Here is a 22227-nt window from a genome sequence, read left to right as displayed (position 1 = left end):
CTGCGTCAGGGACGCCCGGCCGGCGGGACCTCCTCGCCGGGCGGCACCGGCCCCGGCGGGGTGCCGTCGCCGAAGGGCCGGCCGCCCAGCTGCTCGCGGTGGTGCGGGGTGAGCCAGCCGGCGAGGTCGGGGCCGCGGGGCACGACCTGCGTCGGGTTGATCCCCGTGTGCACCTGGTAGTAGTGCCGCTTGATGTGGTCGAAGTCGACGGTGTCGCCGAACCCGGGCGTCTGGTAGAGGTCGCGCACGTAGGCCCGGAGCACCGGGTCCTCGGCCAGCTTGTAGCGGTTGCACTTGAAGTGGCCGTGGTAGACGGCGTCGAACCGCACCAGCGTGGTGAAGAGCCGGATGTCCGCCTCGGTGAGGGTGTCCCCGACGAGGTAGCGGCGGTCGGCGAGCCGCCGCGACAGCCACTCCAGGCGGCGGAAGACGTCCTCGTACGCCGCCTCGTACTCGCGCTGCCCGGTCGCGAACCCGGCCCGGTACACCCCGTTGTTGACGTCCCGGTAGACGCCGTCCATGACCTCGTCGATCTCGTCGCGCAGCGGCTCCGGGTAGAGGTCGGGCGCGCCGGGGCGGTGCAGCGCGGTCCACTCGGTCGCGAGATCGAGGGTGATCTGCTGGAAGTCGTTGGTGACCAGCTTGCCGCTGGGCACGTCCACGATCGCGGGCACGCTGACGCCGCCGGGGTAGCCGGTCTCGCGCGCGTCGTACGCCTCGCTGAGGTAGCGGATGCCCAGTACGGGGTCGCGGCCGTCCGGGTCCAGGGTGAAGCGCCAGCTGCGGTCGTCCTGGATCGGGTCGGTGACGGCCAGCGAGAGCGCGTCCTCCAGCCCCAGCAGCCGGCGAGAGACCAGGGCGCGGCTGGCCCAGGGGCAGGCGCGGCTGACCACCAGGCGGTAGCGGCCGGGCTCGACGGGCCAGCCGTCCCGGCCGTCGGCGGTGATGCGGTCGGCGAAGTGGCTCCGGGACCGCTTGAAGGACTTCCTGCCGTACTCGGTGTTGCCGTCCGATGCGCTCCCTGGTGCTTCGTCGTCCTGGTGTGTGCTGGCGTCGGCGGAACGGTGCGCGGTCATCGCGGTCCGTCTCCTTCCCGTGTGCGGGTGGCCGGTTTCTGGAGGGAGGGTTCCCGCCATGATCCGATCCTCACCGCACGCCGGCCCGGTGTGGCACGACCGGGCGCGTCGGCCGCGCCGCGGGACACCGGACGCTCAGCCGGCGGGGGTGCCGATGACGACGGTCGCGTACTGCTCCGCCGACGTGACCACCCGCGGTGCCAGGCCGCTATGGCGGAACACCCCGGCCGCCGACGCCGCCTGGCGTGCGCTCGTCTCGACGAGGAGGTGGCCGCCCGGCGCCAGCCAGCCCGGCGCCCCGGCCGTCACCCGGCGCAGGATGTCCAGCCCGTCGGCGCCGCCGTCCAGGGCCACCAGCGGCTCGTGGTCCCGGGCCTCCGGCGGCAGCAGCCCGACCTCGTCCGTGGGGACGTAGGGGACGTTGGCGACGAGGACGTCGATCCGGCCACGCACGGTGCCCGGCAGCGCGTCGTACAGATCGCCCCGGCTCACCGTGCCCACGGTGCCGGGGATGTTGCGGCGGGCGCAGCGGACCGCGGCCGGGTCGATGTCCGCCGCGTACAGCTCCACGCCGGGGGCCGGGACCGCGGCGGCCAGCGCGGCGCCCACGGCGCCGGAGCCGCAGCACAGGTCGGCCACGACCGCGCGCGCACCGGGCGGCGCCGCGGTGGCGAGCGCGACGGCCCGCTCGGCGAGGAACTCGGTACGTCTGCGGGGCACGAAAACGCCGGGTGTCACGGCCACCCGCAGGCCGCAGAACTCCGCCCAGCCCAGCACCTGTTCGAGCGGCAGGCCGGCGGCGCGCCGCTCCACCATGGCATCGAGGTCGGCGGGGGTGGCGGCGGTGGCGAGCAGCAGGTCCGCCTCGTCCTCGGCGAAGACCGAGCCGGTTTCGCGAAGGCGGCTGACGGCGGCGGAACGGAGGGAGTGCATACGGGGAGAAACGAGAAGCGACACGGGAAGCCTTTCGGGTGCCTGGCGGATGCCGGGCGGGCTCCCTCCTCCGGTCGCTACGGCAGGAGTGCCGCGGGGACCGTGCGGACGCGAGCAGGGAGGACCCGTCCTGTTACTGCGGTAATGGGTCTCACCTCCTCGGTCCTGGGCCGGCATGATCACCGGCGTCGGCCAGATTACCCGATTCCGGCCCGCCCGCACGACGAATTCCGGCCGTCGCAGGGGGACCTGACGGGCAGGCGGGGCGGGGGTGGCCGACGGGCCGCGCGGCCACCTGGCTACGGGGTCTCGGTGGCGTGGTGGTGCGGCGGCCCGCCGGCCCGGTCTCCGGTGTCGCGACACTGTGAGACACGGTGTCACCACTGCCCAGGTATCCATGGCTGCATACCAAGGGGCACGAACGCGGACACGCCGACGAACGGCGCGGACACGCCGATGAACGGGTGAATAGGACAGGACAGTACGTGCATGGGGATGTACTGGGGCCTTCCTCCCTTCCTTATGTTGTCCATAGGAGAGAAATGCGCATCCGTGCCACCCTGGCCGCCCTGACCTTCGCGACCGCCGGCCTCGCCGCCAGTGCGGGCAGTGCCGTCGCCCTCGGTCACGACGACGGGGCCACCAACGCGAGCGGCAACGGCGCCTCGACGTCGTACGGCAACTCGGCCACCGGCGGTAACCTCAGCCCGCAGGCGGGTCTGGTGCAGAACTCGCTGAACGACCTGTGCGTCGGCCTTCCGGTGAAGGCCAACGTCGGTGCGCTGGTCGGCCTCGTGCCGATCGCCGTGCAGGACGTCAACGTGCTGTCGAACCCGCAGAACCAGCAGTGCACCAAGAACTCCACGCAGAACAAGGGCGACGAGCCGCTGTCGCACATCGTGGACGACGTGCCGATCCTGTCCGGGAACGGCAACGGCAACGGCTGAGCCGCGTCCGGCAACACCCCGCGGGGCACCACCGTCACGGCGACGGAGGTGCCCCGCGGGGCGTTCCGGTCCGTACGGCCCGCGGCCCCGGCGCACCGTCCCCGTGCGGACATGCGGGGGCGCCGGCCGGCGACGAGAATGGGAGGGCCGGGACCTGCGGCGCGTCCGGCGTCGCGCCGGCCGTCCGGCATGGGAGGTACCTCCATGACCACTGCCGGAGACATCATGCATCCCGGCGCCCAGTGGATCCCCGAGGACGTGACCCTGGACCGCGCGGCGCAGCTGATGCGGGAGCTCGATGTGGGCGCCCTGCCGATCAGCGACGCGGACGAGCGGCTGTGCGGCATCCTCACCGACCGCGACATCGTGGTCGGCTGCGTGGCCATGGGCCACGATCCGACCCGGGTCACCGCGGGCGAGATGGCGCAGGGCACGCCCCGCTGGATCGACGCGAACGCCGACGTCACCGAGGTGCTGGACGAGATGCGGGGCCACCGGATCCGCCGGCTCCCGGTGATCGAGAACAAGCGGCTGGTCGGCATGATCAGCGAGGCCGATCTGGCCGGTCACCTCACCGACGACCAGCTGGCCGACTGGACCCAGAGCATCACGGCACAGCGCTGACCCGCTCCCCTTTCCGCACCGTCCCCCGCTCGCCGTGGACCCGTACCGCGGGTCCACGGCCCTGCCGCGCCGCACGGCTGTCCGGGGGGGGCCCGGGGTCTTGCCGGTACACGGGACACGACCGGGTCCGATGGGCGTACGGTGGTCACCGGCGCGACGAAGGTCGCGCGAGGAGGTCGGCCGTGGAAGCGACGTTGAAGACGGTGATCGGCGGCGAGGTAGTGGAGCTGCCCGGCACCATTGCCGGCATCCGGGCCGTCCTCGACGAGGAGCAGGCCCGCGCGTTCGACCAGGAGATCCCGCACGTCCCGGCCGCCGAGCTGCCCGCCCGGCTGGCCCGCTGGGCCCTGGGCGGCACCGGCGCCGACCTGGAGGACCAGGAGCTCTTCGAGCGTCTGGAGCGGGGCGAGGACATCGGTGCCGTACCGGCCGACGACAGCCGGCCGGAGGTGGCGTGAGCCGTCGCCGCCTGCAGTACGCGCCGCCGGCCGACCAAGCCCGCGACGCCATGGACACCTCCTTACGGACCCGCTTCGACGCGGGGATGCGCCGGCTCGCCGACGATCCCTACGGGCACGGCTCCGGGGCGATCGACAAGGAGCGGGAGCGGCGGGAGGCGACCGTCGCCGGCGTGGTGATCCGCTATTACGTGAGCGAGAGCGTGCTGACCGTCACGGTCGTCCGCATCGTCTACTTCTGAGCCCCTTCCGGCGCCGGGTACGCGCACGGTCCCCCGCCCTCCAGCAGTCGCGCCACCTCGTCGTGGGCCTCGTCGACGATGCGGACGACGGCTTGCGCGGCGTCGGCGGCACGGCCCTCGGCGACCGCCTCGGCGACCTCCTGGTGGCGGCGGACGGCGGCGGTGTCGAGGTCCGGCGGCAGCAGCTCCAGCTCCCGGCGGGACACGAACAGCTCCTCGGTCACTTCGGCGAGTTGAGCGAACATGCCGTTGCCCGACGCGGTCAGCAGCGCGCGGTGGAAGGCCGCGTCGGCGGCGACGAAGGCCGCGCGGTCGCCGGTCCGGGCGGCGTCCGCCATGGCGCGGGCGTGCCCGGTCAGCTCGGAGCGGACGGCGGGGGCCGCGCCGGAGGCGGCGAGGGCGGCGGCGGACGGCTCGACGGCGGCCCGCAGTTCGGCCAGTTCGCGCAGCTGGGCCGCGCGCCGGGGCGAGGCCAGCCGCCAGCGGATGATCTGCGGGTCGTAGAGGTTCCACTCGGCGAGCGGGCGTACGGTGATGCCGACGCGGGGGCGGCTGGTGACCACCCGCTTGGACTCCAGGACGCGGACCGATTCACGCGCCACCGTGCGCGAGACGCCGTACCGTTCCTGTACGTCCTCCAGGCGCAGGACCTCGCCCGCGCGGACCTCGTCCGCGGCGAGCGACCGGCCGATGAGGTCGACCACCTGCCCGTGCAAGCCCTGAAGTTCCACGCCGTTCCCCGTTTTCTCGTGTGCCCGCCGCGGGACGGCCGGCCGGTGGCCGCCCCGCAGATTGTCACACCTTCCGCGGCTCCCGGCGGGCCGGGGTCAGAACGCCTGGCGGGGCGGCGCCGATTCGCTGGCCCCGCGCAGGAAGTCCAGGTCGACGCCGGTGTCGGCCTGGGTGACGTGCCGGTCGTAGAGGTAGCGCCAGCCGCGCTCGGCGTGCGCGCGCGGCGGCTGCCAGGCGGCGCGGCGGCGCTCCAGCTCGGCGTCCTCGACCAGGACGTCGAGCCGGCGTGCCGGCACGTCCAGGCGTACCGGGTCGCCGGTGCGGACGAGGGCGAGCGGGCCGCCCACGGCCGCCTCGGGAGCGACGTGCAGGACGCAGGTGCCGTACGCGGTGCCGGACATGCGGGCGTCGGAGATCCGCACCATGTCGCGCACGCCCTCGTCGAGCAGCTTCTTCGGCAGCTGCACGTTGCCCACCTCGGGCATGCCGGGGTAGCCCTTCGGCCCGTTGTTGCGGACGACCAGGACGGTGTCGGCGGTGACGTCGAGCGCCGGGTCCTCGGCGACGGCGAGGTAGTCCTCCAGCGAGTCGAAGACCAGCGCGGGCCCGGTGTGGACGAGCAGCTCGGGGTCGGCGGCGGACTGCTTGATGACGGCGCCGCCGGGCGCGAGGTTGCCGCGCAGTACGGCCGTGCCGTTGCCGGCGGGCTGGACGGGCCGGTCGAGCGGGCGGATGACCTCACGGTCGTACACCTCGGCGCCGGCGCAGTTGTCCAGCAGGCAGCGGCCGGTGACGGTGACGGTGTCGCGGTGCAGGTGGCCGGCGATGTCGTTGATGAGGGCCGGCAGTCCGCCCGCGTACGCGAACTCCTCCATCAGGAAGCGGCCGGAGGGCATCAGGTCGACGAGCAGCGGGAGTTCGGCCCCGAGCCGGTCGAAGTCGTCCAGGGCGAGGGGGACGTCGAGGCGTCCGGCGAGGGCGAGGAGGTGGAGGACGGCGTTGGTGGAGCCGCCGATGGCGGCGTTGACGCGGATGGCGTTCTCGAAGGCGGCGCGGGTCATGATGCGCCGCGGGGTGAGGTCGCTGCCGGCCAGCGCGACGGCACGGACGCCGGTCTCCTCGGCGAGGGTGCCGCGGCGGGAGTCGACGGCCGGCAGCCCGGAGCCGCCGGGGAGCATCATGCCGAGCGCTTCGGTGAGACAGGCCATGGTGGAGGCGGTACCCATGGTCATGCAGTGGCCCGCACTGCGGTTCAGCGAGCTCTCGAACTCGGTGAACTCCTCCTGGCTGATGGTGCCCGCGCGCAGCTCCTCGGTCATCCGCCACACATCCGTACCGGAGCCCACGTCACGCCCCCGGAAGCGGCCGTTGAGCATCGGGCCGCCGGTGAAGACGATGGCGGGCACACCGGCGCTCGCGGCACCCATGAGCGCTGCGGGTGTCGTCTTGTCGCAGCCGGTGAGGAGGACGACGGCATCCATCGGGTTGGCGCGGATCTGCTCCTCGATCTCCATGGCCGCGAGGTTGCGGTAGAGCATGGTGGTGGGCCGCATGATCGGCTCGCCCAGCGACATGGCGGGGAACTCCAGCGGAAAGCCGCCGGCCTGGAGCACGCCGCGCTTGACGGCATCCGCGATGAGCTGCAAGTGGCCGTTGCAGGGGTTCAGTTCGGAGTAGGTGTTGCAGATGCCGATGACCGGCCGGCCGTCGAAGTTGTGCCCGCCGCGGCCCATGCCGCGCAGCGCGTGCCGGGTGATGAAGCCGTTCTTGCCACCGTCCCCGAACCAGGCGCGGGAGCGGAGCGGGGCTGCTGCGGGCTGCTGCCGGTCGTGCACGGTCATGTGACGTCCTTCCGACGCGGTCCGGGGTGGCCGCGGCCGAGTCGCCCCCTCACCACCCGTCCAATGGTGCTATCAAAGCACGATAGAACCCGGCCGCGTCCATACCCGTGCACCGCCCCGTCCCGGCCGCCGACGGCTCTCTGGCGGCCCGTCAGCCGCCCGCCGCCCGCCGTTCTCCGGCGGGCCGCCGCCGCAGACCGTGCCGCACCCACACGTTGGGTTCGACGTAGACGGCGTGGTCCTGCGCGGTGTCGCAGTGGACGGGGGTCAGCGCCCCGGGGACGTCGACGTCGCCGTCGCGGTCGAAGGGCAGCCCGGTCCACTGCCGCCACTGGGCCAGCGAGCCGCTGACGGTCATCGAGGCGGGGGCGATCCGCTCGATCGTGCCGCCGGCCTTGACGTGGACGCGCAGCCACGGGTCGGCGGGCAGGCCGTCCGCACGCCGCCGGCCGACGTACTCGGCCATGGGGACGCGGGGCTCCAGATGCTTGGCCGTCGGGCGGACCGGGGCCATCAATACGTCGTGTCCCTGCCGGACGGCAGCGTCGCGCAGCGCGGCCAGCATCCGGTACGACAGGCGGCGGCCGAGGTACCCGGTGTCCACCGTGATCTCCAGGGCACTGGCCATCGTCGGGGCGCGGCCGTGCCGCCGGTCCTCGAAGGCCCACCCCAGCACCCGGTCCCACCCCTGGTCCGGCGCCGCCGCACGCCCCTCGCCCGCCGCGTCGAAGGGCACGGCGAGCCCCCGCGCCACGATCCGGCCGCCGTCCGTGGCCACCACGCAGTACTCGGGGAAGTCCACCAGGACCCGGCTCAGCAACGCGCCCACGACCGGCTCGTGCGCGGTGAACACCGGCCAGGTCTCGGCTATTTCGTCAACCCGGGCGCCCAGCGACGGGCGCTCCGCGAGCGGGGTGATCCGGATGTCGTCGATGTCTGTCACGGCCGGACCTTCGCACACCGCGGCGAGGGTGACCACGGGTTTTCCGCCGCGGCGCGCGGATCTGCTCAGCCGCCTTCCGGACGCCGGAGGGCGTGCCCGGGTGGCCGGGGAGCCGTTCCTGACGCTCGCCGCCGCGGGCCCGGCGATCCGGGTCGCGCCGCCCCCGGCGCGACCGTCGGACACCGTGCGCACCACGGCCGCCGGACTCTCCCGGCGGCCGGGCGGATCCCTTGCGCACCCCCTGCCACCAGGCCCGATGCTTATAGGCCGTTTGGGGGCCGCTTTGCGACACGCGGCCGTGAAAACTCATAGAGTCACAATTAGCGTCATATTCTCCAGTTCTGTGCAGAAGCGTGACGACGTGGTCGTGTCAGGCATGGTTCCGGAAACGGCGGCGTGTGCAGCGCCCCCCGTATGGGCAGCACGCCGGCTGAAGGTGTGCTTCCTCCTTTTCAACCTCTACGGCATCGGCGGCACCATCCGCTCCACCGTCAACCTCTCCGGCGCGCTGGCGGAGGCCGGGCACGACGTCGAGATCGTCTCGATGATCCGGAGCCGGTCGGCGCCGGCTCTGCCGGTCCACCCGCGGGTACGGGTCGTGCCGCTGGTCGAGGCCCGCCGGGACCAGCCCGGCTTCGATCCCGCGCACGACCCCAAGGGCAACCCCTCACGCGTCTATCCCGCCAGCGACGGCCCGTACAAGCTGTGCAGCGCGCTGGTCGACGAGCGGATCGAGAACCACCTCGGCCGCACCGACGCGGACGTGATCATCGGGACCCGACCCGGCATCAACGTGTACCTGGCCCGCTTCGGGCCCGCCCGGGCCCTCCTCGTCGGCCAGGAACACCTCACCCACGACATGCACCGGCCGGACCAGCGCGCGGCGCAGAACGCGGCGGTGGCGCACCTGGACGCGTTCATCACGGTCTCCCGGCAGGACGCCCGGATCTACCGCGAGGCGCTGCCCGACGTCGCCACGGAGATCCGCTGCATCCCCAACGCGGTGCCGCAGCCGGACGTCTCGCCCTCCTCCGGGCGGAACAAGCTCGTGGTCGCGGCCGGCCGGCTCATCCGGATCAAGAACTACCGGCTGCTGATCGACGCCTTCGCGCGCGTCGTGGAGCACCGGCCGGACTGGAAGCTGCGGCTGTACGGGCGCGGCCCGGAGGCCCGGGCGCTGCGGGCGCGCATCCACGAACTGGGGCTGTGCGAGCAGGTGACGATGATGGGCGCGCACGCGCCGATCGAACCGGAGTGGGCCAAGGGCTCGATCGCGGCCGTCTCCTCGGACGGCGAGTCCTTCGGCATGACGATCGTGGAGGCGATGCACGCGGGGCTGCCGGTGGTCTCCACGGACTGCCCGTTCGGGCCCGGCGAGATCATCGCCGACGGGGTGGACGGGCTGCTCGTGCGGCCGGGGAACGCCGACGAGTTCGCGGCCGCGCTGCTGGACCTGATCGCGGACGACGAGCGGCGGGCCGCGATGGCCGCGGCCGCCCGCGCCAAGGCGCTGGACTACGCGCCCTCGGCGATCGCGCACGCCTACGTCAAGCTCTTCGAGGACCTCGCCGCGCGCACCGGCAAGGGCGGCGGCGCACCGCAGGCACGGCAGAAGCCCCACGGCTCGCACGCGCTGCGCGGAGGCGCCGGACCGGCGGCGCACGACCGGCTGCTGCGCGCCGGCAGGGAGCTCGCCGGGCGCGCGGTACGCCCCCTCCTCCAGCGGCCCGCCACGGCCGGACCGCTGCTCGGTGTGGTGCGGCGGATCTCCCCCGCCGCTGCCGCGCGGGCCGACGGCACGGCGCGCAAGCTGCGTCCCGTGGCGCGCTGCGCGGCGGCCGAGGACGGTGCGCTGGAACTGACCTTCCCCGCCACGGGGCTGGCCGGCCCCGCCGACCTCGTGCTGCGCCGCCGCGACTCCGCCGAGGAGATCCGGGTCCCGCTGCCGCCGCCCGCCCGGGAGGGCCGGGGCGGCCCGTACCGGACCAGGCTGCGGCTGCCCCGCATGTCACTCGCCGAGGGGTACTGGGAGGTGTGGGTGCGGCGGCGCGCCGACGGGGTGCAGCGGCACGTGCGCACGCCGATGGTCGAGCGGGCCGCGCTGGTCGGCCGGGCCCCGGAGGTGACCGCCGATGCCGTGCGGTCCTGGATCCCGTACGCCACCGACAGCGGCCGGCTGGTGCTGCGCGTGTGGCGGCGCGCCGCGCACGCGGAGGCGGTGTGGGTCGCGGTAGGGCCCTCGGTCACGTACGTCGAGGCGGAGCTGCTGGGCGCCGTGCTGCGGCCGGGCGCTGTGGTGACGGCGACGCGCCGCGGTGACCGGCCCACGGTGCTGCGGCTGCCCGCGACGGAGCTGGGCGCCGGCCGGTTCTGCTGCCTGCTGCCGCACGTGGACTTCACCGGGCACGTGACCGGGGCGACGCCGCGGGACCGGGAGTTCTGGGACCTGCGGCTGGTGCTGCCGGACGGCATGGCCGTACGGATCGGGCGGATCGGCGGGGACATCGTCGCCCGCAAGGACATCGACACCCATCCGTCGGTGTACCGCGGCGAGGGCGCGGCCCGCGCGCGGGTCCGCCCCTACTTCACCGACGCCAACGACCTGGCCCTGGTCACCGCGCCGGCCCCGGGCCCGGACACCGCGGCCGCCCACGCGGCGGCACCCCGGTGCACGCATCTGCAGGAGGTCGGCGACCTGCCGGCCGGGGACACCGCCTGACGGCCCGTAGGAACGGTGCCCCGACGGCCGCGGCCCCGACCGTGCCGGCGCCGGGCCGGCCGGCGGGTGTCCCGCCGGCCTGCCTCACCGTACGGGCGACCGGGTCGCGCCGGCGAAGACGGACCAGGTCACCGGGCGGGTCGTGAAGGGGCCGAAGGTACGGACGCGCGGGCTCGGCGCGCTGCCCCGGCGGGCGGCGCGGTGCCCGGCCCCGCCGGTCTGCTCGGCGCCGTCGGCCGTGGCCGGGAAGGGCGCCCCGAACACGCCGTGCCAGACGCGGATCGCGCCCTCGTGGTCACCGGACCGTTCCCGGCGGCGGGCCTCGGCGGCCTGCGCGGCGAGCGCGGCCAGTACCTCGGCGCGGGCCCGGCGCTGCTCCTGCGACCAGCCCTCGGTCAGGTCCGTGGAGCCGGTGGGGTCCAGGACGGGGCCGGAGACGGCCTGCGCGCCGTGCGTGAGCGCCGTGGCGACCGCGTCGGTGTGCTGCCGCGGCCCCGAGACCGCCTCGTACGCGAGCGCCTCCCACAGCAGGCCGCGCGTCTCGCGCAGCGCCGGGTGGCCGTTCCTTAACGCCTTCAGCATCCGGACCTGGTGGACGAAGCGGCCGTCGGTGGCGTGGTCGTGCCTGCCTATGACGCGGTTGAGCGTGCGGACGGCCGACCGCTCCCAGGAGTCCCGCTCCCAGTCGGCGGTGAGCAGGTCGGTGCAGCGCGGGTCGGCGAGCGCGGGGGTCAGGCCGAAGGTGACGTCCAGGTCGGCGAAGGTGACCTGGAGGGCGCGGGAGGTGCGGTCCTCGTCGCCGAACCGGGAGCCGGGGAACGCCTCGGTGACCGCGTCGCAGAGCATCGCCATGGCGTCGGCGGCGCCGCCGGGGCGCTTGACGAGGCGGGCGAAGCGCCGGTGGAAGACCATCACCATGCCGACGTCGTCCAGCGGGGCGATACGGGTCTTGCGGGCGAAGCTGCCCTGCAGGCAACTGCTCTCGATCAGGCCCGCGTTCTTCAGCGCCGCGGTGATCTGGCGGTGCCGGCGCCGGGCCCTCTCGTAGCGGCCGGGTTCCAGGGCAAGAGCCTGGTCGAAGTAGCCGAAGGCGGTCCTGGCGGTGTGCGTCATCGCGCGGGGCTCGTTTCTCTCGACGTCAACGGGACGAGGGGGCATTCCGGTTGGGCGCCGACGGCCGGGCCGGCGGCGTCCGGGGACCAGCGAGCGTAGCGGGGAATCGTTTCAGCGGAAGGGGTCGAACGTGTCACATCATGCACGGGAAAAATCGTTCCTCTCCGCGCCCGGCCGACGACCGGGCAGACCGCCGCAGTTGTCTCGCGCCACTCCACGTCACTTCCGCCCGACGGGTTCCGGTTCCCCGCGCGCACGCCGGTCCGACCGGACGGCTGCGCGCCTCCCGGCGAGCGGTGTGACGCTCTATTCAACTACGCATATATCTGTCGCGGCGCACCGCGAAACAGCCCGTCCTGATCGATGATGAACTTAATCCCCCTTCCTTCGACCGAAGTCGACAGCGCATATTTCACACCCTGTCGCCATCTCGACTGCTTCCGACCGCCAGTCGAGGCCTTCCGGCATATGCCGGAGACCTGGGGCGAACTACCCCTCCGGACGATCGACGACACCGTTCAGCCCGTCAGATCGTCGGCCAGCAGATCCATCAGAAGCGAGTCGTGCCAGGTGCCGTCGGGTCCGCGCTCGTACCGGCGCATGATCCCGACCGGCTGGAACCCCACCTTCCGGTAACTCCGGATGGCCGCCCCGTTGTCCGCCGCCGGATCGATGGTGATCCGGTGATGACCACGCTCCGTCAACAGGTGGCGCGCGAGCGTGCGCACGGCGTCCGTCCCCAGCCCCCGGCCGTGCAGCGCGGACGTCAGATAGATGTCGATATTCGCATGCCGATAGTCCGGATCCGACTCCTGGGACCACTGGATCGCGCCAATGATCCGGGCTCCGTACTCGATCGCGTACGCGAACTCGTCGGACGAGGCGAGATCGTCGGCGACCGCGGCCGCCAGATCGCTCCCGCCACGCCACCACGCGTACACCTGGGGTTCGGCCCGGATCGCGGCCAGGGCCGGGATGTCGTCCGATGTGGCGGGACGCAGCACCACGTCGGCGCCGTACAGAGTCGTCTGCATACGCCATGACGCTAGCGGCCGGGCACCGCCGCCGCACCGGTGCCGACCGGTCGCCGTGATCTTCACGGCACGGAGTCCGGCACGGGTCTACTCGGCGCTCCGGGCGGCATGCCGCTCCCGCAAAGTGGTCTTGAGCACCTTGCCCGCCGCCGACACCGGCAGCGCGTCGGTGAAGTGCACCTCGCGCACCCGCTGGTACGGCGCGACGCGCTCGGCGACGTACGCCATCAGCTCTTCCGCCGTGGCCGTCGCGCCGTTCCGCAGCACCACGTAGGCGGCCGGTATCTCGCCCGCGTCCGCCGCCGGCGCGCCGATCACGGCGACCGCCGCCACCGCGGGATGCCCGGCCAGGATGTCCTCCAGATGCAGCGGATAGACGTTGTATCCCTTGTAGATGAGCATGTCCTTGGCGCGCCCCGACAGGAAGAGGTGGCCCCGCTCGTCCAGCCGGCCGATGTCGCCGGTACGCAGCCAGCCGTCGGCGTACTGCTCGGCGGTGAGTTCCGGGTGCCCCTCGTACCCGTCGGTGATCTGCGGGCCGCGCGCCCACAGCTCACCGGTCTCCCCCACCGGCAGCTCGCGCGCCGGGTCGAGCAGATCGCGGATGGACAGCCGGGTGTCGGGGAGCGCGACGCCGACCGTGCCGTGCGGGGTCCCGGCCTCGGCGTCCAGCGGCCACATGGCCAGCGCCATGGTGGCCTCGGTCAGCCCGTACCCCTCGGTGAACAGCGCTTCCGGGAAGAGCCCGGCGAGCCGCCGCCGGGTCTCCGGGTCCATCGGCGCGGCCCCGGAATTGATGTGGCGTACGCACTTCAGGCGCCGCCCGGTGCTCGCCGGAGAGGCCAGCAGGGCCCGGTACATCGTGGGTGAGCCGCCCACCGAACCCACCTGGTGCGCCTCGATGTCGTCCAGGTAGCGCACGGGGTCGAAGCGGTCGTGCAGCACGGCCGTGGTGCCGATGGCGGTGTGGGCGGCCATGCCTATCAGGCCCATCGCATGGAAGAGCGGAGCCACGGAGAGCGTCGTGTCGGCGCCGTGCACGGAGTGGTGGGGTGTGGCCGCCGCCTCGTCGCGGAGGACGCCGACCACTCCGCCGTCGTCGTACAGCCGCCCGGCGGCCCGTACCCACACGGTCTGCGCGACGTTGGCGATCACATTGCGGTGCAGCACGCGGACGGCCTTCGACCGGCCGGTGGTACCGCCGGTGAACGCCAGGTGCGCCAGATCCTCGGGGGCCCGGCGCACGGGCTCGGCCGTCCCGTGCGCCAGGAGGTCGTCGACGGCCAGCACGGTCCGGCCCGCCGGGGCTTCGGGAGCAGCGGCCGGTAGCCCGGTGCTGGCCGGCCCCCCGGTGTCACCCGGGCCCGGCACGGCGGCGGTGAAGCGCACGCCCGGCGCGTCGGCGGCGTACACGGACGGCAGTGCACCGGCGTACGCGATCACGGCGCGGGCGCCCGAGTCGGCGAGCTGCGCGGCGAGCGGGACCGCGGGCTGGGCGGGGTTGGCCGGGCTGACGACCGCGCCGGCCAGCAGCGTGCCCCAGTACGCCACCGGGAACCACGAGCAGTTGGGAATCATCAGCAGCACGGTCTCGCCCGGCGCCACGCCGTGCTCGCGCAGCCCGCGCGCGAACCGCAACGCCCGGTCGTACAGCTCGGCATACGTCAGGTCCGCCCGCCCGTCGGTCAGCGCGAGCCGGTCGGGGAAGCGCCGCGCGGCCCCGGCGAGTACGGCTCCGGCGGGCAGGGGCGGGTAGGCCAGTGCGGTACGCGACACGGTGCGACTCCTCTGGGGTGTCGGTCTCTGCGGGCGGCTGCTACGGGCGGCGGTACTCAGCGGCTCGGCCGTCTCAGCGCCCAGTCCAGCGCGGCGGGCGCTTCTCGGCGAACGCGCGGGCGCCTTCCTTGGCGTCCTGCGAGGCGAACACCGGCTCGACGAGGGCCCGCTGCCGCTCCGCCGTCCCGTCCGCCGGCCAGGACGGCGCCCCGGCGATCACCTGCTTGGAGACCCGGACGGCCAGCGGCCCGTTGGCGGCGACTTCCCGGGCCAGTTCCAGCGCGCCGGCCAGCGCCCCGCCGGGCTCGGTGAGCCGGTTGACCAGTCCGTACGCGTGGGCCTTCGGAGCGGGCAGGAAGGCGCCGGTCAGGGCGAGTTCCATGGCGACCTGGTACGGGAGGCGCTGCGGCAGCCGCAGCAGTCCACCGGCAGCGGCGACCAGCCCGCGCTTGACCTCGGGAAGCCCGAAGCGGGCGTCCTCGGCGGCCACCACGAGGTCGCAGGCGAGGACCACCTCGCAGCCGCCCGCCAGCGCGTACCCCTCGACCGCGGCGATCAGCGGCTTGCGGGGCGGCGCGTCGGTGAGCCCGGCGAAGCCCCGCCCCTCGATGCCGGGCCGCTCACCGGCCAGGAACGCCTTGAGGTCCATTCCGGCGCAGAAGGTACCGCCCGCGCCCGTGAGGACACCGACGGCGAGGTCGTCCCGGGCGTCCAGCTCGTCCAGGGCCGCGGCGACGCCTTCGGAGACGGCCAGGTTCACCGCGTTGCGGGCCTCCGGGCGGTCGATCGTGATGACGGCGATGCCGTCGGCGTACTCGGTGCGGACCACATCGGACATGAGGGCTCCTGACGGCACGGCGGGCACGGAGATCACACGCAGACGAACGATCGTTAAGCTAAGACGGCGTACCCGGCCCTGTCCAGGTCCCGTCGGAGAGCTATCAGGGAACCTCTGGCCGCCCACCGGAGGGGCAACAGCCGTGACCCGCCCGCATTTCCTCCGTGACCGAGCCGCATACCCTCCGCGACCGAGATCATCATTCCCCTGTCCGGCCAGATGCTTGGCTTGTAAACTTAACGTTCGTTCGCCATCGTTGGGGTACGTCGAAGGGACCGGACTGCTGTGACAGCCGACGCAACAGCCGAGATCACCGGCACCGCGCAGTGGCGGGCCTGGCAGGACGGAGTGCTGCCGCCCGTCGAACGTGTCCGGGACGGCCTGTGGTCCCTGCCCGTACCCATTCCCGACAACCCGCTGCGCTACGTCCTGGTCTACGCCCTCGAACTCCGCGACGGACTCGCGCTGATCGACGCGGGCTGGGACGCCGACATCTCCTGGCAGGCCCTCAACGACGGCCTGGCGAGCATCGGCCACGACGTGCGCGACGTCCGGGCCGTCCTCGTCACGCACAACCACGCCGACCATCTCGGACTGGCCGGCCGGGTGCGCGAGGCCTCCGGCGCGTACGTCGCCCTGCACGAACTGGACGCCCGTACGGTCGGACCGGAGCTGGACACGTACGACAAGTGGCGGCGCGGCTACGTCGGCCACCTCGTCCGGCACGGCATGCCGGGCACCGACGCCCATGCCACCGCCGACGCGATCGACCCCGACCGGCTGCTCCGCGCCCCGCGTCCGGACGTCCTCCTCCAGGACGGCGAGCGCATCACCCTCCCCGGCCTCGACCTGCGGGTCGTCTGGACGCCTGGCCACAGCCCGGGGCACTCCTGCTTCTACGCGCCCGACCGGCAGCTGCTGTTCTCGGGCGATCACGTGCTGCCGCGGATCACGCCCTCGATCGGCTATCTCCTGCAGAGCGTCGGCGATCCCCTCGCGGACTTCCTCCGCTCACTGGACAAGCTGACCGGGTACGACGTGGCCGAGGTCCTGCCCGCGCACGAGTACCGGTTCCGGCAGCTGGACCACCGGCTCGCGCACATCGCCCGGCACCACACCGAACGCCTGGCGGAGACCCTGGCCGCGGTCACCGCGTCCCCCGGCGCCACCGCCTGGCAGCTCGCCGCGGACCTGAAGTGGTCCCGCAGCTGGCAGGAGTTCGGCCTCCAGCAACGCCGCTTCGCCCTCGCCGAGACCCTGGCCCACCTCAAGCTCCTGGCGAACCGGGGCGAGATCACCGAACACCCCGCCGCTCCGGAACATCCGGCCCACTGGACGCCGGTGGAGCCGGCGGCCTGACCGGCCGTCGGCCCCGCGACGCCCGCCTCGGAGCGGTTCGCGCACCGTCCTCAGAGCAGTTCGAGCACCGTGGCGTTGGCCATGCCGCCGCCCTCGCACATCGACTGGAGGCCGTAGCGGATGCCCTGGTCACGCATGTGGTGGACGAGCGTGGTCATCAGGCGGGCGCCGGAGCCGCCGAGCGGGTGGCCGAGCGCGATGGCGCCGCCGTTGACGTTCAGCCGCTCGTAGTCGGCGCCGACGGTGCGCTGCCAGCCGAGCGACACCGAAGCGAACGCCTCGTTGATCTCGAAGGCGCCGATGTCGCCGATCGACAGGCCGGAGCGCTTCAGCGCCTTCTCCGTCGCCGGGATCGGGCCCTTGAGCATCGTGACCGGGTCGACGCCGGCCAGTACGGCGGTGTGGATCCGGGCCATCGGGGTCCAGCCGTGCTCTCGCGCGATCTCGCCGGTGGTGATCAGCAGCGCGGCCGAGCCGTCGGATATCTGCGAGGCGTTCCCCGCGGAGATGACGCCGTTCTCCTTGAACGGGGTGGTGAGGCCGGCCAGCTTGTCCAGGCTGCCACCGCGGCGCACCCCCTCGTCGGTGTCGACGACCCGCTCGCCGCCGTCGCCGTCCGGGACCGTGACGGGCGCGAGCTGCCCGGCGAAGCGGCCCTCGTCGATGGCGCGGGCGGCCTTGGCGTGCGAGTCCAGGGCGTGCTGGTCCAGTTCGGTACGGGACAGCCCGAACTCCTCGGCGATCATCTCGGCGCCGACGCCCTGGTGGAAGCGGACGTGGTCGTAGCGCTCGGCGACCAGCGGCCCGAACGGCCTGCCGTACTCGTTGCCGGCCCGCGCTGCGCCCATCGGGACCCGCGACATCGCCTCCACGCCGCCCGCCACCGCGATGTCGTACTGCCCCGCGATGACGCCGGCGGCGGCCTGGTGCACGGCCTGCTGCGAGGACCCGCACTGACGGTCCACGGTCAACCCCGGCACCGACTCGGGCCAGCCGGCCGCGAGCACGGAGTACCGGCCGACGCACCCCGCCTGCTCGCCGACCTGGGAGACACAGCCCCAGACCACGTCGTCCACCAGTGCCGGGTCCAGCCCGGTGCGCCGGGCCAGCGCGTCGAGGACATGGGCCGACAGGTCGACGGGGTGGACGCCGGAGAGGGCGCCGCCCGGCTTGCCCTTGCCGATGGGGGTACGTACGGCGTCGACGATGACGGCATCGCGCATGGGGAAGCTCCGTCCTGGAGGAGGAAGGGGGAAGGGACTGCGGGAGCGGCTACTTGGGGGACATGCGGATCGCGCCGTCCAGGCGGATGACCTCGCCGTTGAGCATCGGATTGGCGATGATCGCCTCGGCGAGCCGTGCGTACTCGCCGGCCGTGCCGAGCCGCCGCGGATGCGGCACCTGCTTGCCCAGCGCCTCCCTGACGTGCTCCGGCGCGCGGCCGAGCAGCGGGGTGTCGAAGAGCCCCGGCGCGATGGTCATCACCCGGATCGCGCGCGCCGCGAGGTCGCGGGCGAGCGGCAGGGTCATGCCGACGATGCCCCCCTTGGAGGCGGAGTACGCGTGCTGGCCGATCTGGCCTTCGTACGCGGCGACGGAGGCGGTGTTGATGATGACGCCGCGCTCGCCGTCGACCGGTTCGGTCCGCGCCATCTCGGCGGCGGCCAGGCGCAGGACGTTGAACGTGCCGACGAGGTTGACGTGGACGATCCGGGTGAAGCGTTCGAGGGTGTCGACCGTGCCGTCCTTGCCGACGACGCGTACGGAGCCGCCGATGCCGGCGCAGTTGACGGTGACGCGCAGCGGGGCGCGCGCGGCGGCCGCGGCGACGGCTTCGGCGGCACTGTCCTCGCTGGTCACGTCGCCGGGGACGAAGACCGCGCCGATCTCCTTGGCGACGGATTCGCCGTCGGAGGACGGCAGGTCGAGCAGGACGACCTCGGCGCCGCCGGCCCGCAGGCGCCGGGCGGTGGCCAGGCCCAGGCCCGAGGCGCCGCCGGTGACGACGGCGGAGATTCCGGTGGTCTGCATGCGGGGTGCCTTTCTGAACGCCCTTCGCGGCCGGAAGGGGGCGGGCTCGTGGTCCGGGAGGGAGGCGGCGGGGAGGGGCCGGCGGTCAGAGGCCGAGCGACTTGGCGATGATCGTCTTCATGACCTCGCTGGTGCCGCCGTAGATGCGCGAGACCCTGGTGTCCGCGTACAGCCGGGCGATCGGGTACTCGGTCATGTAGCCGTAGCCGCCGTGCAGCTGAAGGCACTTGTCGATCACCCGGCCGGCCACCTCGGTGCAGAACCGCTTGGCCTTGGCGGCGTCGGCGACGCTCAGCTCGCCCGCGTCGTTCAGCTCCAGCGCCCGGTCGGCGAAGGTCTGCGCGGCCTCGGTCTCGGCGGCGCACTCCGCGAGCACGAACTTGGTGTTCTGGAAGGAGGCGACGGGCTTCCCGAAGACGGTGCGGTCCTTGACGTACTCGGTCGCGAAGCGCACCGCCGCCGTCGCCGCGGCGGTGCTGCCGAGGGCGATGGTCAGGCGTTCCTGCGGGAGGTTGTGGGTGAGGTAGGCGAAGCCCCGCCCCTCCTCGCCGAGCAGGTTCTCCGCCGGGACCCGCACGTCGGTGAAGGAGAGTTCGGCGGTGTCGGAGGACTTCAGGCCGATCTTGTCCAGCTTGCGGCCGACGGCGAAGCCCTCGCTCGCGGACTCCACGCACAGGATGGACAGGCCGGCCCTGCGGTCGTCGGGGTCGGGCGGCGAGGTGCGGCAGACCACCAGGACCAGATCGGCGAGGGCGCCGCCGGTGATGAAGGTCTTGGCGCCGTTGAGCACGTAGTGACCGCCGTCGGCGGAGAGCGCGGCCGTGGTCCGCATGCCCGCGAGGTCCGAGCCGGTGCCGGGTTCGGTCATGGCGATGGCGGTCATCATGTCGCCGGCGGCGAAGCCGGGCAGCCAGCGGCGCTTCTGCTCCTCGGTGGCGTACGCGAGGAGGTACGGCAGGATGAGGTTGGAGTGCACGGAGTGGCCGCCGAAGGAGACTCCGGCGCGGGCGGCCTCCTCCATCACGACCGCGTTGAACTTGAAGCTCGCCTCGCCTCCGCCGCCGTACTCCTCGGGCACCTGGACGCCGAGCACACCCAGCTCGCCGAGGCGGCGGTAGAAGTCCCGGTCGGGGTGGCCCTGTTGCTCCCAGGCAGGGAAGACGGGGACCACTTCCTTCGCGATGAAGCTCCGCAGAGTCTCCCGAAAAGCCTCGTGGTCCTCGTTGAACACCGTCCGCCGCACCCCTGGGCCCCTTCCGTCGCACCTCCGTGGTGCGCCCGTGTCCCGGGCGCGCCCCGCTGACGAACGATCGTTAAGTTACGGCTGCACGGAAGTCCTGTCCAGGGCGCGGACGGAAGCCCCGTCGGTCCTGCCCGGCGCGGGCGGCAGCGCTGCCGCCGTACGGCGCCCCGGCCCGGCACCTCCGCAGGCCGGCCGCTGTACCACGTCCGCCGCGCCCCGGGCCGCTGCGGACCAACCGCACCATGCGTCACACAGCTTCCCGCTGCGGCGCTCGCACATCCGCGGCCGCTGCCGTACCCGGCACACGTGGCCCGGCCGGGACCCGGCCCGCGGCCCGGTCACGGGGCAACGTCGCTGGTGGGCGCGGGTTAACGGCGGGTTGACGGGCCTGGACGGTACGGTCGGCCGGGCAGCGGGCCGCCACGGCCGCGCCGGAAAACCGACCGGGAAGTCGACGCAAAGAGACCGCTAAAGGTCCGAGACCGATCGGCCGGCCCTCGCCCGCCACCGGCTCACCGCAGCCCCGTCAGCGCCTCGAAGGAGGCTCACCAGAGCCATCTCTCCAGGAACTCGACCCAGATGTAGCCGACGAACCCGTCGAAGGCCGGCGGGTCGATGGCCTTCAGCTGCACGGCCAGCCGGCCCAGCTCGGCCACCGCGGCGTTCTCCTCGCCGTGCGGGTCGTTCAGGATCGCCGACCTGCTGACGTGCAGCCCGTAGTGGTGCAGCGTACGAAGCCACAGCTCTATCGAGGAGTTGGCGAACCACGCCTCACCGTCGGGCAGTACGTAGTACACCGCGCCGGAATCGGGATCGACACCGAACGCCCAGGTCAGCGCGGACGAACGACTGCCGTGCGTGTTCTGCGTCAGCCGGTACAGCAGCCGGCCGTCACGGGTGCGCAGCTGCGGTTCGGGCTCGTACTGGAAGGACGCCGTACCGATGAGGTTGTCCACCACCGGTATGCCGGTGGTCACCAGTAACTCCTTCTGCCGCTCAGGTATCCGCCACCCCGCCACGGCGTCCGGCTCGGCACGGACGACATGCCCGGCACCGGCCCACGCCACCAGCTCTTCATATTTCGGCACAGGAGCCCCTCCCCCACGGCTGATCGCACGCGGCGGGACTCTACCGGGAACAACCGTCCGGCGAGTCGGACATCTGACCAGTCGGCACGGCGCGAAGGAGCAGATTGGGGCGGGAAAGAGAGTTGAACGGTCGTTAAGCGGGGGCCCGCGGAGGGTCAGCGGGACCTGCGCGGCAGGCTGCCCGCCGGCCGGTACTCGACCAGGACGAGCGCCAACTCCACGTACCGTTCGGCGAGTTCGTCCACTCCGACATCGCCGCCCTCGTGATACCACTGTGCCACCGCGTTGCACATGGCGATCACGCCGCGCCGGGCGTCCTCCGGATGCGGCGTACGGAAAACTCCTTGCGACACGCCGGCGTCGACCACTTCGTGAAAGAGCCGCGAGCCGTCGTACTGCCGCTGCCGCGCCTCCTTCAGCCGGTCCTCGGACAGGTGACGCCACTCGGTGAGCAGCAGACTGCTCTCCAGCCGGCGTTCGGCGCGGTAGCGGACGGTCGCCCGGACCAGCGCCGCCAGCCGCTCCCCCGCGTCCTCGCCGGTCCGCGCCAGCTCCTCGTCGCAGGAGGCGAAGTACCGCAGGCTGCTCTCGTGCAGCAGGGCGTGCAGCAGCTCCTGCTTGCCGGAGTAGTAGTGGTACATCGCGGAGAGGCTGACGCCGGCCCGCCGGGCGATGTCGCGGATGGACGCCGCGCCGTATCCGCGCCCGGCGAACTCGTGCCGCGCGGCGTCGAGAATGGCCCTCTGACCGGCAGGCTGCACCGTCGCCCCCCTCAGGACTTAACGAACGTTGCCTCAGTGTACGGGGCGGAGGGCACGCCCATCCGCACACAGGAGAACGCCGCCCGGTGGCGCTACCGGGCGGCGTTCCGTCAGATGTCCCCGCGGGTCAGCCCTGGGTGGGGAGGCCGGAGAGGCGTTCGACGCCGCGGAGGAGGGCGGAGTGGTCCAGGCCGCCGTCGCCCTGGGCGCGCAGGGAGGCCACCAGGTTGGCGACGACGGAGCCGACGGGGAGGGCGGCGCCGACGGTGCGGGCGGCGTCGGTGACGATGCCCATGTCCTTGTGGTGGAGGTCGATGCGGAAGCCGGGCTTGAAGTCGCGGTTCTTGAAGTTGTCCTTCTTGCGGGTCAGGACAGTGGAGCCGGCGAGGCCGCCGTTGAGGACGTCCAGGGCGGCGGGCAGGTCCACGCCGGACTTCTCCAGGAAGACCACGGCCTCGGCGCAGGCCTG

General features: G+C 73.2%; 21 protein-coding genes. 6 read left to right on the top strand and 15 right to left on the bottom strand.

What is annotated here, in order from left to right:
• Positions 1 to 5: 5 nt before the first annotated feature.
• Entirely contained in the window at positions 6 to 1076 is a 1071-nt protein-coding gene (locus ACZ6WH_RS16185; RefSeq protein WP_469729018.1) for a glutathione S-transferase family protein, read from the bottom strand.
• A gap of 135 nt (positions 1077 to 1211) precedes the next feature.
• The gene (locus ACZ6WH_RS16180; RefSeq protein WP_469729016.1) at positions 1212 to 2009 is read right to left on the bottom strand and encodes a putative protein N(5)-glutamine methyltransferase; all 798 of its coding nucleotides are present in this window, start codon (positions 2007 to 2009) and stop codon (positions 1212 to 1214) included.
• 542 nt (positions 2010 to 2551) lie between these two features.
• Here ACZ6WH_RS16180 and ACZ6WH_RS16175 point away from each other — a divergent pair.
• The 4 genes from ACZ6WH_RS16175 (at position 2552) to ACZ6WH_RS16160 (ending at position 4280) form a co-directional block, all read left to right on the top strand.
• Positions 2552 to 2956, top strand: coding sequence for a rodlin (locus ACZ6WH_RS16175; protein ID WP_469729014.1), 405 nt, complete (start codon positions 2552 to 2554; stop codon positions 2954 to 2956).
• Positions 2957 to 3160: 204 nt separating this feature from the next.
• Positions 3161 to 3580 carry a CBS domain-containing protein gene (locus ACZ6WH_RS16170; protein WP_432862297.1) on the top strand — a complete coding sequence of 140 codons (420 nt, stop codon included), beginning with the start codon at positions 3161 to 3163 and terminating at the stop codon, positions 3578 to 3580.
• Between the two features lie 182 nt (positions 3581 to 3762).
• A complete protein-coding gene (locus tag ACZ6WH_RS16165; protein ID WP_399707580.1) occupies positions 3763 to 4038 on the top strand; it encodes a hypothetical protein in 276 nt (91 codons plus the stop codon).
• A 50-nt stretch (positions 4039 to 4088) separates the two neighbouring features.
• Positions 4089 to 4280, top strand: coding sequence for a hypothetical protein (locus ACZ6WH_RS16160; RefSeq protein WP_432864994.1), 192 nt, complete (start codon positions 4089 to 4091; stop codon positions 4278 to 4280).
• On the opposite strand, the gene ACZ6WH_RS16155 is transcribed toward ACZ6WH_RS16160, so the two are convergent.
• The 3 genes from ACZ6WH_RS16155 to ACZ6WH_RS16145 all read right to left on the bottom strand — a co-directional run bounded on the left by ACZ6WH_RS16155 (position 4271) and on the right by ACZ6WH_RS16145 (position 7796).
• Positions 4271 to 5011 carry a FadR/GntR family transcriptional regulator gene (locus ACZ6WH_RS16155; RefSeq protein ID WP_469729011.1) on the bottom strand — a complete coding sequence of 247 codons (741 nt, stop codon included), beginning with the start codon at positions 5009 to 5011 and terminating at the stop codon, positions 4271 to 4273. The two genes, ACZ6WH_RS16160 and ACZ6WH_RS16155, sit on opposite strands and share 10 nt — an antisense overlap.
• 96 nt (positions 5012 to 5107) lie before the next feature.
• Positions 5108 to 6853: an IlvD/Edd family dehydratase gene (locus ACZ6WH_RS16150; RefSeq protein ID WP_469729009.1), complete on the bottom strand. Its 1746-nt coding sequence runs from the start codon at positions 6851 to 6853 to the stop codon at positions 5108 to 5110.
• Between the two features lie 151 nt (positions 6854 to 7004).
• The gene (locus ACZ6WH_RS16145; RefSeq protein WP_469729007.1) at positions 7005 to 7796 is read right to left on the bottom strand and encodes an N-acetyltransferase; all 792 of its coding nucleotides are present in this window, start codon (positions 7794 to 7796) and stop codon (positions 7005 to 7007) included.
• A gap of 343 nt (positions 7797 to 8139) precedes the next feature.
• Between ACZ6WH_RS16145 and ACZ6WH_RS16140 the strand changes: the two genes are divergently transcribed.
• Complete coding sequence (locus tag ACZ6WH_RS16140; protein WP_469729005.1) at positions 8140 to 10515, top strand: glycosyltransferase; 2376 nt, start codon at positions 8140 to 8142, stop codon at positions 10513 to 10515.
• A gap of 84 nt (positions 10516 to 10599) precedes the next feature.
• On the opposite strand, the gene ACZ6WH_RS16135 is transcribed toward ACZ6WH_RS16140, so the two are convergent.
• From ACZ6WH_RS16135 to ACZ6WH_RS16120, 4 genes are all read right to left on the bottom strand, one after another.
• Positions 10600 to 11628 carry an SMODS domain-containing nucleotidyltransferase gene (locus ACZ6WH_RS16135; RefSeq protein WP_469729004.1) on the bottom strand — a complete coding sequence of 343 codons (1029 nt, stop codon included), beginning with the start codon at positions 11626 to 11628 and terminating at the stop codon, positions 10600 to 10602.
• Between the two features lie 518 nt (positions 11629 to 12146).
• The gene (locus tag ACZ6WH_RS16130) at positions 12147 to 12662 is read right to left on the bottom strand and encodes a GNAT family N-acetyltransferase (protein ID WP_469729002.1); all 516 of its coding nucleotides are present in this window, start codon (positions 12660 to 12662) and stop codon (positions 12147 to 12149) included.
• Positions 12663 to 12749: 87 nt separating this feature from the next.
• Positions 12750 to 14438, bottom strand: a complete 1689-nt coding sequence (locus ACZ6WH_RS16125) for a class I adenylate-forming enzyme family protein (protein WP_469729001.1) — start codon at positions 14436 to 14438, stop codon at positions 12750 to 12752.
• 73 nt (positions 14439 to 14511) lie between these two features.
• The gene (locus ACZ6WH_RS16120; RefSeq protein ID WP_469728999.1) at positions 14512 to 15276 is read right to left on the bottom strand and encodes a crotonase/enoyl-CoA hydratase family protein; all 765 of its coding nucleotides are present in this window, start codon (positions 15274 to 15276) and stop codon (positions 14512 to 14514) included.
• A gap of 285 nt (positions 15277 to 15561) precedes the next feature.
• Here ACZ6WH_RS16120 and ACZ6WH_RS16115 point away from each other — a divergent pair, with 285 nt between their 5' ends.
• Positions 15562 to 16635: an MBL fold metallo-hydrolase gene (locus ACZ6WH_RS16115; protein WP_469728998.1), complete on the top strand. Its 1074-nt coding sequence runs from the start codon at positions 15562 to 15564 to the stop codon at positions 16633 to 16635.
• Between the two features lie 50 nt (positions 16636 to 16685).
• Here ACZ6WH_RS16115 and ACZ6WH_RS16110 read toward each other — a convergent pair whose 3' ends face one another.
• The 6 genes from ACZ6WH_RS16110 to ACZ6WH_RS16085 all read right to left on the bottom strand — a co-directional run.
• Positions 16686 to 17858, bottom strand: a complete 1173-nt coding sequence (locus ACZ6WH_RS16110) for a thiolase family protein (protein ID WP_469728996.1) — start codon at positions 17856 to 17858, stop codon at positions 16686 to 16688.
• A gap of 49 nt (positions 17859 to 17907) precedes the next feature.
• On the bottom strand, positions 17908 to 18666 hold the full coding sequence (locus tag ACZ6WH_RS16105; RefSeq protein WP_469728994.1) for an SDR family NAD(P)-dependent oxidoreductase: 759 nt from the start codon (positions 18664 to 18666) through the stop codon (positions 17908 to 17910).
• Positions 18667 to 18751: 85 nt separating this feature from the next.
• Positions 18752 to 19909: an acyl-CoA dehydrogenase family protein gene (locus ACZ6WH_RS16100; protein ID WP_469728992.1), complete on the bottom strand. Its 1158-nt coding sequence runs from the start codon at positions 19907 to 19909 to the stop codon at positions 18752 to 18754.
• A gap of 545 nt (positions 19910 to 20454) precedes the next feature.
• The gene (locus tag ACZ6WH_RS16095) at positions 20455 to 20997 is read right to left on the bottom strand and encodes an SUKH-4 family immunity protein (RefSeq protein ID WP_432862260.1); all 543 of its coding nucleotides are present in this window, start codon (positions 20995 to 20997) and stop codon (positions 20455 to 20457) included.
• Between the two features lie 155 nt (positions 20998 to 21152).
• Complete coding sequence (locus tag ACZ6WH_RS16090; RefSeq protein WP_399707603.1) at positions 21153 to 21758, bottom strand: TetR/AcrR family transcriptional regulator; 606 nt, start codon at positions 21756 to 21758, stop codon at positions 21153 to 21155.
• A 127-nt stretch (positions 21759 to 21885) separates the two neighbouring features.
• Positions 21886 to 22227 (bottom strand): NAD-binding protein (locus ACZ6WH_RS16085; protein WP_469728990.1); only part of this gene is annotated, 342 nt, incomplete at its 5' end.

The organism is Streptomyces sp. NPDC050806 (assembly GCF_055586425.1).
Note: the sequence above shows the minus strand (reverse complement) of the source record. Positions and strands in the feature narration are given on the sequence as shown.

Excerpts from the sequence above, each read along its gene's own strand:
- ACZ6WH_RS16120 (WP_469728999.1), bottom strand. The coding sequence starts at position 15,276 with ATGTCCGATGTGGTCCGCACCGAGTACGCCGACGGCATCGCCGTCATC.
- ACZ6WH_RS16185 (WP_469729018.1), bottom strand. The coding sequence starts at position 1,076 with ATGACCGCGCACCGTTCCGCCGACGCCAGCACACACCAGGACGACGAA.
- ACZ6WH_RS16160 (WP_432864994.1), top strand. The coding sequence starts at position 4,089 with ATGGACACCTCCTTACGGACCCGCTTCGACGCGGGGATGCGCCGGCTC.
- ACZ6WH_RS16130 (WP_469729002.1), bottom strand. The coding sequence starts at position 12,662 with ATGCAGACGACTCTGTACGGCGCCGACGTGGTGCTGCGTCCCGCCACA.
- ACZ6WH_RS16105 (WP_469728994.1), bottom strand. The coding sequence starts at position 18,666 with ATGCAGACCACCGGAATCTCCGCCGTCGTCACCGGCGGCGCCTCGGGC.
- ACZ6WH_RS16150 (WP_469729009.1), bottom strand. The coding sequence starts at position 6,853 with ATGACCGTGCACGACCGGCAGCAGCCCGCAGCAGCCCCGCTCCGCTCC.
- ACZ6WH_RS16110 (WP_469728996.1), bottom strand. The coding sequence starts at position 17,858 with ATGCGCGATGCCGTCATCGTCGACGCCGTACGTACCCCCATCGGCAAG.
- ACZ6WH_RS16175 (WP_469729014.1), top strand. The coding sequence starts at position 2,552 with ATGCGCATCCGTGCCACCCTGGCCGCCCTGACCTTCGCGACCGCCGGC.
- ACZ6WH_RS16180 (WP_469729016.1), bottom strand. The coding sequence starts at position 2,009 with ATGCACTCCCTCCGTTCCGCCGCCGTCAGCCGCCTTCGCGAAACCGGC.
- ACZ6WH_RS16170 (WP_432862297.1), top strand. The coding sequence starts at position 3,161 with ATGACCACTGCCGGAGACATCATGCATCCCGGCGCCCAGTGGATCCCC.
- ACZ6WH_RS16135 (WP_469729004.1), bottom strand. The coding sequence starts at position 11,628 with ATGACGCACACCGCCAGGACCGCCTTCGGCTACTTCGACCAGGCTCTT.